Genomic DNA, 9,040 nt, shown 5'->3' with positions numbered 1-9,040 from the left:
TTAATGTACTGACACTGAATCCACTAAAAAACTCTTTTGCTTATAGGGTTGCTGACAGGGAAACGGCTGTTCAATAAACCAGTGTTTACACCCATCTGGCGACAGAGACGAAACTTGACTTCCCGCACTTTCAAAGGCACCGTGCATACAAATATTCCCCTTGTGTTCTCGTAAAATTGATTGTGCTGTCTCAACAGAAAACTTACCTTCATTCAATCGGCACAACTGTCTAACTCGCCCTTCTCTAGAATCAATGGATAACGATTCCGAAAATCCCCCTTCAGAAAAAATTCTGGCAAAATCAAAATCATCCTCTCCAGTACACCATCCCTGATTTACCGCATAGTGAATCACATCTGGATGGCGCAGATCACCCGAATTCCGAATACTGAGATTATTAGAAATTGAGCGAGTTTCTTGCTGTACTCGTTCAGCTACCCAATACTCGCCTGCGGTTTCTAATACCCAGGCTTCTTGGTAGTCTGCCAAAATAAATGAATTATGATAATTCATGGCAAAGTTTTCGGCACAATTTCCGCCTTGTCCATATTTATTGAGCAAGGAAGTGATGATATGAAGTGCGTCTAAAGCTGTTTTGCCGCGTTCTAATCCTAAGCGAACTAAATCCATACCCAGCAAACCTTTGATTTTATAGGGTTCAACTGTCCAAACGGCTTCATTGCCAATCACAACGCCACATTCATTTGCCCCCATTTCTGCGCCCCACATCCATCGGGGTTTGGAGAGGAGTACGGCGAAGGTTTTCTCAACTTGTGGAATTGAAATATAGGTGCATTCAACGTTCTGGTTTGAGTTGTAGTTTTTGGCGGGAATGACGACAACATCTTGAATTTCTCCTTGGGGGCGATCGCTATTTTTCCCGAAAATAACGTTACCGTTGGCTGTTGAGTTGGGTAAGGCAACAAATGTATCACACATGAGGTTTATTTGCGATTTGATTTTCTAAACAGATAAGGGTTAGTGTAGAGACGTAGCATGCTACGTCTCTACAAGGTTATGATGTGTGGCAAATATTTTGATACATTATTCATTATAGGAAGGGAGGCAGACGTTTAGGGCGAAGACAGCGCAACTACAAGCGCAACTATGAGCGACTTCGCCTTGCTTTTATTAAGAAGGCGTTGGCTTTTTCATAATCCGGGCGTTCGGGTAATGAGGTTTTTCTCAAGGCTTGATCAAACTGATGATGCAACGCTAACCGCCAAGCATTGACCTCGTTCCAATCCATTTCTCCCTGACGAATCCCTAGCAACTGCTGTCGATAGTCATCGACTTTAACCGGAACAAAGCCTTCTTTAAGAATAGTAATCCCCGATAATAATAAACGGATCAGATGCATGGCATGCTTTAAGCGAACCTGTCCTTTGGTGCGGAGATCTTGCTCCATTTTTTTGAATTGGGACATCACATAACCGTTATAGGTTTGATAGACTAATTGCGAGAGAAACATTTCTCGTTGGTCTAGCAAGTCTTCGGCTAAGGGTGTTGCTGTCTCAACTAAGGGCGTATACAAGCATTCTAAAACATTAGGATTGGCTTTAAGTGCCAAAATTAAAAACTTTTGCAGTTCCCAATAACATTCCTGATTTTCCTTGTTTTCCAACTGTTCAGGAATGCCGTAAAGTGACCAGTGAATATTAGCTGGTGGTAAGTAAATCCCCCGACGGTCAATATCTGAGGTTTCCTGATCTAAACCAAACGCTCTAGATCCGACAATACAACGATAGATGACATATTCGTATAAATTGTAATCACTCAGGCTATCGGCGGCTTGCTGTAATCCTTCGTTTTGAAAATGCTTACGGATACTAAATTCCTGTCGATTTAGAGTGATTTCAACGTTGTTCGGTAAACGGATGCGATAGGCATGGGAATTATCAGTTGGCGATTTAACGATAACACCAACCGCACCGCGTACACATAAGGGTTCATTGGCAGAATTTTTGACCTCGACACGACTGACAACTTGCGTACCGACTGGCAGGATTAAGTTAGGATTCATGGAGCACTCTATAAGCTGTCATGCATTTAAATTGAGTATAGGTAGTGAGCAAGATGCTGACAGGATAAGGGTTTTTCTGAGAACCGTCTGCCATCTACCTTTGACACAGCGATCGCGGATTGTCCTAAACTGATACCAAACACCGATCATTAATCAGGGCATGGGGCAGAAACGGGCGATAGTATGTGGATATTATGGCAAGGGCAATGGGGGTGATGAGGCGTTACTGGCGTCGTTGCTGCAAATGTTGCCTAAATCGATAACACCAGTGGTGCTTTCAGGTAATCCGAACCAGACAAGTAAACGCTATGGGGTAGAAACCTGCGATCGCACCTCAGCATTTCGTGTCCTAGAAGCCTTTAACCAAGCCGATAGTTTTATCTGGGGGGGTGGGAGTTTAATCCAAGACGCCACCAGTGCCATGAGTCCAGTGTACTACAGTGGTTTAATGGGATTAGCTCAACAGCGGGGCTTAAAAACCATTGCCTGGGCGCAGGGAATAGGTCCGTTGCAGCGCCCTCTGACGCGCTGGATGGCACGACAATGTTTTCAGGGGTGTAGTGGGGTCAGTGTCCGCGATCGCACCTCAGCCGCCCTCCTAGCCGATTGGCAGGTGCCGTTTCGGGTTGCCCCTGATCCAGTCTGGGCATTAGACTCAACCCCAGTCGCCGGATTATGGGACTTACCAGCACCGAGAGTCGCCGTCACCTTGCGATCGCACCCCCATCTTACCCAAGAGCGTCTCGCCAACCTCACCCAAGCTCTGATCGCCTTTCAAGGAGCCACCAAAACCTGTATACTACTTGTGCCATTTCAGGCATCTCAAGATCTGAGCATCGCCCAATCCATTGCCTCCCAGCTTCCGGATACCCATCAGATTTTTCAGCTCGAGGAACCCCAACAATTAAAAGGATTGTTTCGCGGGGTAGAAATGGCAATTGGGATGCGCTACCACAGTTTGATTATGGCAGCAGCCCAAGACTGTCGCTGTTTTGCCCTAAGCTATGACCCGAAGGTTGATTCCCTAATGGCAGAACTCGACTTGCCGGGATGGAAGTTAACCGACATACCCGATGATCCGAATGCGATCGCCCATACCTGGATCGATTACTATGCCAATGGTAATCCCAAAAGCCGCGATCAAATCCAATCCTTAATGGATCGGGCGTTGATGCATCAAGATTTGTTGGTAGACATCCTGCTCAAGGATTAAATTCTCCCAGCACAATTTGTAATCTGGCGAGTTTTATGCCTTACTTTGGAAAGGAGTGACAAACAAAGGAATATTAACTCACCCTGACTCCGATCTATACCTAGACTTAAAACCCAAGATACTGGTTGATATCAATAACAACTTAAAATTTATAACCCCTAATTCATAATTAGGTTGATTTGTGACCCTCTGGATGAAGAGCTATGAGTGATTCTGACACCCCCAATAAAGAGCCTCTCCCGGAGTCCAGTGAATGGACAGATGAGAGTGCTGAACCTAACCCTGATCAGCAAGAGAATCCTGCATCTGAAACACTGATCAACCTCTTTCAGATATCCAATAGGAATGAGGATGAACCACAGCCAAAGGTTGAAATCGACCAAACCGTCGAGTCAGACTCCACGCTAAACGTTGAGGCAGAAACAAGCTATCCTGAATCACTCCCCACCCTGGCAGAATCTGGCAACAAAGACGCCGATTGGTTTGCCCTTGCCCAAAAAATGCGCCAGCGCAATCGCCGCTTGCTGGAACAAATTGCCCAACTACAGAACGCCCTGAGTGAAAAACAGGACGCCTTAAACGCCGAGATGGTGCGATTGCAAGAGCAGGATAGTCTGATTGTCCGTCAAGGCGAGGAACTTAACACCCTGCAAGAGCAATTAACTCGTCTGTTCCATACCCTAGAATCCTCCCATCAAGCCGCAACTCGCCAGCAAATTCTGATTGAAACCTTGTCCGAGCAACTACAAAGTTCTCAAGAACGAGTGGCACAACTAGAACGTGAATGCGCCCTCACCCAGCAACGGAATAACGAACAATCCCATCACTTAGTGCAATCGGCTAATACCTGTCGAGAACTAAAAACCCGCTTACACCGACAACAACAGCAAACATTACAATTCAAAGTCGCCCTGGAAAAATGCCTGGAAATGCCGAATCGTCAGCTAGGCGAAGCCCAACCTACCCGTCCAAAACGAGATGTAGGTGGTGTTGTCCCCAAAGCCCAACCCATCCAACCTTGGTCAGCTCAACAGGATTTCCTCGCCGACGAATCCTCAACGGATACCGAACCCCTGTGGAATCGTCCCCTCCAGCTTGATTCATTATTGGCGACATCTGCTTCAGATATCGAGGACGTGACTGAACCCTCGGAGTCTCAACCCTCGACAACGCCAATCGACTCAACCCTCACCCCGATTCCCGACAGTACGGCGGCGGAGTTAGAAGCTGAGCGACAACTTCTGGCGGAAATGAACTCCCTGGCGCAAGCTTCAGGATTATCAGAAGTAGCATACGATTTAACTCAGGAGCCAAACCCTTGGATGCTAGAAGCTGGAACTGACGCCGAAACGGTTGATGAATCCGGACTCTCCTCAGCCGAGACATCAGAGACTGAACAATCGGAAGATGAATGGGATCAAGAGAATGAAGTGACTCTCCCTCAACCCAATTGGCCCTCACCTGTGGTTTATCCCCTACGACGTCCGAAAAAGATTAAGTCATTGTCATCAATTGAATTACCGAGTTTTCCCCGGTATCGCCCTGTGTAAAATTTAGCTCGATCAGAAAGGGAACCGACGACTGTCCGTGTTTCGTCTCGGTTCCCTTGCTGGTTCGCTCCTCACACATTCAGAATCATACCGGAATAAGTGGAAAATGTCACGCCTCGTAAGAAAAGTTGTTTTTCTATGCTCCTAAGAAAAAGAAAACCTTACCTTTCACCTATACCGTCCGAGAAGCACGTCGGCGTGCCGTTGAGTTCCTATCGGTGCAAGGTTTTGACCGTCACACCTAGTTCCAGACGTAGCATGGAACTAGACTCTAAATTTAATTTCTTCTCCCCCAGTGCCTACAACGCTCTAGGGGCAGATACACCCAATTGTTCTTGTAGGAGCGATCGCAACACCACCTGGGTAACCCCGATTAACCCCAATCTTGCCTGCGCCAAGGGCAAATCATGAATCTTCACATCTCCCCAAATTCGGCAGGATTTGTAAAATTGCTCATAAGCCTCACTGACAGCCAATCCTTGTTTAACCCCACGCTGACAATCGGAAGCACTGATCACATCTAACAGATCAAAAAGCTGGACAATCAAATCCCATTCAGTAGGATGGGTTAAGCGTAGGCGTACCGACTCCTTATCCGACTCTCCTGCATCCTGGAGCCAAGGAATTGGATTTGGGTAAATGATCAGAATTGGGGATTGGTGAGTGGTGACTGGAAACAATTCCTCCCCATCTCCCCCAGCTTCCCCAGCTTCCCCACACCCCCGCACCCCTGCATCTGTTACCTGAATTAAACCCTGTTCGTCAGCCAAGCGTAAAAGCGAACAGCAACGGGCATGAACATATTGAACCGGAAAAATTTTGTCAGAATTTAGCTGATTTTGTTGTCGTTTTTCCCTATCCCCGGCTCCCCCTTTTTTCTGAAGTTTCTCGTTTAAGTAATTTTCGGGGACTGATGGGAAGGGGGGTATTGTAAACCACCTTTGTAAGTAGGTGGCTAAGGCGCGATCGCTAAGTCGAAAAATAATCCAGCCTGGAGGCAATACTTCAACCGTACAATTGATACCAATGGTGTCAGTAGATTCTTGAGAAAGCGTTAGCAAAGCGTCGGTAAGCTGATGGGCTATGTCTAAGGGAGTCTGTTGCCAAGCCGAAGATAACTTGAGTGCGATCGCAGACCGATAGCATACATAATTATAAGTAGAGACAAGGTGTAAAGGTACAGTCTTCGGTGTCAACTGAGCCGCTATGGGTAAGGTGTTGATTCTGTCAATTGCCTGCCCAAGCTGTTGTTGCAACTGAGATTTGATCCTCACATCGTTACTAAACAATTTTACTGTGAAAACTCGGTAGTTAGATGTATTTTTAGCTACTTTAAACTCCATGTACACTTAGAGACAAATGGGATCTCCATCCTAATGGATCTATGAATTTCCAACCCTCAACATCAGACCCATCCCGACCATTCTTAACCTGGCAACGGATTCTGGATTGGGCGCAGGAACATTACCGCGATCGAACATTTAGCAAAGATGAGCGAATTCCTACTCGTTCAGGGTTACTATATCTCGTGCAGCGAGGCGCAGTACGCCTAACGGGTATCACTCAACTGAGTTCCCATGACTCAACAGACGGATCATTATCCCCAATTTTAGAAGAAGCCTTTTTAGGATTTGTCGGCGCAGGTCAGCCGTTTGAAATTGTCGCCCAATCGCCCTTTACTCTGTCCGCCTACTCCCATATCGACCAAACCTCAGTTCTCTGGATGTACTGGCATGAGCTAGACAATTGGCCCCACTTCCGGCGTGAGATTTTTAATGCGTTCCGCTATCAACATCAGCGTAAACTCCTATGGTTGAGTACATTAGGACAACGCAAAACTATTGATCGCCTGTTCGGATTACTCACTCTAATCATTGAAGAATTTGGCGAACCGACACCTGATGGCTACTGTTTGCCATTTCCTTTAACTCACGGGCAAATTGGTAGTGCTATTGGTGCAACTCGTGTCACTGTGACTCGCTTAATGGGAAAATTACGCAAGAAGGGATTGATTAGCACCTACGGAGATAATTTAATTTGCTTACCCATGCAATCTTATGATTTTGATTGCGATGGTTCACAATCCAGCTAAAACGAGAGAGTTGAGTATATAGCGATGGTCATAGCCACGAATGTAACCGATAATTTTTCTCTAGACGACTTTATGGCTAATCCTCCCGATCATACTGAGTGGGTGGATGGACAATTGATTGAGACAACGGGAATGACAATCAAACATAGTCGCATCCAATCGAGGTTGGATGGTTACTGGAGAAATTACATTAGCGAGTCAGGACAAGGCGGTGAACCTCTGGTAGAACTTCCTTGTCGCACATTGCGCCAAGGACGTCGTCCGGATGTATCTTATTTAACATCCCAGTTGCTAGATCAGTATGGCAATGTGGCTGTATTACCCCAAAGCCCCCCTCTGATTGCTGAAATTGTCTCACCCACAGATATAGCCGAAGACTTATTTGCCAAAGCGACGGAGTATTTAGAGTCAGGGTGTGAAGAAGTTTGGTTAGTGTTTCCTGAGACTCGTTGGATTTTGGTGATCACTCAGAATCAGACATTAGCATTTCGTTCCGGTGATGTGGTGAGTACGCAGGTTGTTCTAACCGGGTTTAGCATAGCCGTTGATGAGTTGTTGGCATAAAGTTCATAGTTGTGCTGTCTTCGCCATAAACGCTGGTATCCCTGACTACAAGCTTGAATAAGATCATTATGTAGTGATTGACGACAAATTTTATACATTCCTGCAAACCTAAACCTGAGAACCAGTCCATGAAAATAAGTAAAATAATTATCAAGGGCTTTCAACAGTTCAATAATTTCCAGTTGGATTTGGTAAACCCCAAGACAGGTAAACCACCAGATAAAATATGCTTTATTGGTACGAATGGAACGGGGAAAACAACAATTTTGGAGAAAATAGTCAACTTATTAAATAATTTTGATGGTCATAAAAACCAGCCACAGCCACTGAAAAATATGCCATTCTTTGCTGTAAAATTTTCTGCCTCGTCTGGAGATTTTTTTGCCTGCCATTCTCCCTATAGCAGTCCTGGTTGGTATGATGCTCAAATTAGCGGTTCTGGTTGGTATGGTGATCAAATTGGTGCTCCAATAGTCTACTATAATGCTGATGTCGAACAGACTGATGAATGGCATCGGTTTGTCACTGATCCAACCCCAAAAACTGTACCACCGGACTTCTGCGGACAACAATACATTTCCAGCCCGCCCATTCCCTCGTTTACCAGCAAGAGAGATTTAATTATTCATGTACCAGCCGATCGGTCATTGCTTTTACAGAAAGGAGATTTACCTGTAACAACACTTGACGAAGCTTTAAAGCTATTCCAAAATTTTCCCGTTTATCACTTTATATCTATAGAAAATGCCGGAGAGTTTTGGAAACTATTAATTTATCTGGTTAAAAAACGGGAGAGTGATTACCTAGATTATTTAAAGCAACCTGAAAATAAAAATAAAACGATTGAAGAGGTTGAGGCGGAATTCAAAAAAAATAATCCAGAGATTCTCCAAGAAATTGGAAAACTATGGAATCGAATACTAGAAAAACCAGGACTAACATTCGATATTGAAGAAGCAGGAATTCCTGTACAACTCAACGAAAATCTTCAGGCGTATGTGAAAGTTAAGAGTACAGGTCAACCCTTACCCTACAACAGCCTCAGTAGTGGGATTCGCAACTGTATATTCAAGTTAGGGCATATTCAAACCTTGTACTTCCAACGTCAGATAGAGCGAGGGTTTCTATTGGTTGATGAACCCGAAAATAGTTTATATCCGGATCTGCTTTATGACTTAATTGAGCAATATCTCTCAATTATCCAAAACACACAGTTCTTTGTCGCTACCCATAATCCAATTATCGCCGCTCAGTTTGAACCTTATGAGCGAATCCACCTTGATTTTGATGAGCAAGGGTTTGTCACGGCGACATCGGGCGTTACTCCGATTGGAGATGACCCCAATGATTTGTTAATTAAAGATTTTCATGTACGCAGCATCTACGGAAAACAAGGACTACAAAAATGGGAACGATTTCTGGAACTACAGCGATTAATTAACTCAACTAGCGAGATAAATCGCAAACAGGAATTGATCACTGAATATCTAGAAATCGGAAATGCCTATAACTTTGCTCCATCCAAATGAGATATCTGAGAAAGTCAGCGCAGTCAAAGATAATTTCTAATCAGTGGCAGTATTCAAATCAAAGGGATA

General features: G+C 44.9%; 8 protein-coding genes. 5 read left to right on the top strand and 3 right to left on the bottom strand.

What is annotated here, in order from left to right; all coding sequences use genetic code 11:
* A complete protein-coding gene (locus tag ACLFWI_RS20850) occupies positions 1–939 on the bottom strand; it encodes a C69 family dipeptidase (RefSeq protein ID WP_446414505.1) in 939 nt (312 codons plus the stop codon).
* A 166-nt stretch (positions 940–1,105) separates the two neighbouring features.
* Positions 1,106–2,023, bottom strand: a complete 918-nt coding sequence (locus ACLFWI_RS20845) for a nucleotidyltransferase domain-containing protein (RefSeq protein WP_446414504.1) — start codon at positions 2,021–2,023, stop codon at positions 1,106–1,108.
* A gap of 160 nt (positions 2,024–2,183) precedes the next feature.
* Here ACLFWI_RS20845 and csaB point away from each other — a divergent pair, with 160 nt between their 5' ends.
* Together csaB and ACLFWI_RS20835 are read left to right on the top strand one after the other, a co-directional pair.
* A complete protein-coding gene (gene csaB / locus ACLFWI_RS20840; protein ID WP_446414503.1) occupies positions 2,184–3,236 on the top strand; it encodes a polysaccharide pyruvyl transferase CsaB in 1,053 nt (350 codons plus the stop codon).
* Between the two features lie 203 nt (positions 3,237–3,439).
* The gene (locus ACLFWI_RS20835; RefSeq protein ID WP_446414502.1) at positions 3,440–4,786 is read left to right on the top strand and encodes a hypothetical protein; all 1,347 of its coding nucleotides are present in this window, start codon (positions 3,440–3,442) and stop codon (positions 4,784–4,786) included.
* A gap of 299 nt (positions 4,787–5,085) precedes the next feature.
* Here ACLFWI_RS20835 and ACLFWI_RS20830 read toward each other — a convergent pair whose 3' ends face one another.
* Positions 5,086–6,060, bottom strand: coding sequence for a DALR anticodon-binding domain-containing protein (locus ACLFWI_RS20830; protein ID WP_446414501.1), 975 nt, complete (start codon positions 6,058–6,060; stop codon positions 5,086–5,088).
* A gap of 110 nt (positions 6,061–6,170) precedes the next feature.
* Here ACLFWI_RS20830 and ACLFWI_RS20825 point away from each other — a divergent pair, with 110 nt between their 5' ends.
* The 3 genes from ACLFWI_RS20825 (at position 6,171) to ACLFWI_RS20815 (ending at position 8,971) form a co-directional block, all read left to right on the top strand.
* Positions 6,171–6,878 (top strand): Crp/Fnr family transcriptional regulator, encoded by a 708-nt coding sequence (locus ACLFWI_RS20825; RefSeq protein ID WP_446414500.1) that lies wholly within the window; start codon positions 6,171–6,173, stop codon positions 6,876–6,878.
* Between the two features lie 24 nt (positions 6,879–6,902).
* Positions 6,903–7,442 (top strand): Uma2 family endonuclease, encoded by a 540-nt coding sequence (locus ACLFWI_RS20820; RefSeq protein ID WP_446414499.1) that lies wholly within the window; start codon positions 6,903–6,905, stop codon positions 7,440–7,442.
* Between the two features lie 128 nt (positions 7,443–7,570).
* On the top strand, positions 7,571–8,971 hold the full coding sequence (locus ACLFWI_RS20815; protein ID WP_446414498.1) for an AAA family ATPase: 1,401 nt from the start codon (positions 7,571–7,573) through the stop codon (positions 8,969–8,971).
* The last annotated feature ends 69 nt before the right edge of the window (positions 8,972–9,040 follow it).

Origin of the sequence: Coleofasciculus sp. (genome assembly GCF_046539235.1) — a bacterium.
Taxonomy (GTDB): domain Bacteria; phylum Cyanobacteriota; class Cyanobacteriia; order Cyanobacteriales; family Coleofasciculaceae; genus Coleofasciculus.
This window is presented reverse-complemented; position numbering and strand designations above follow the sequence as displayed.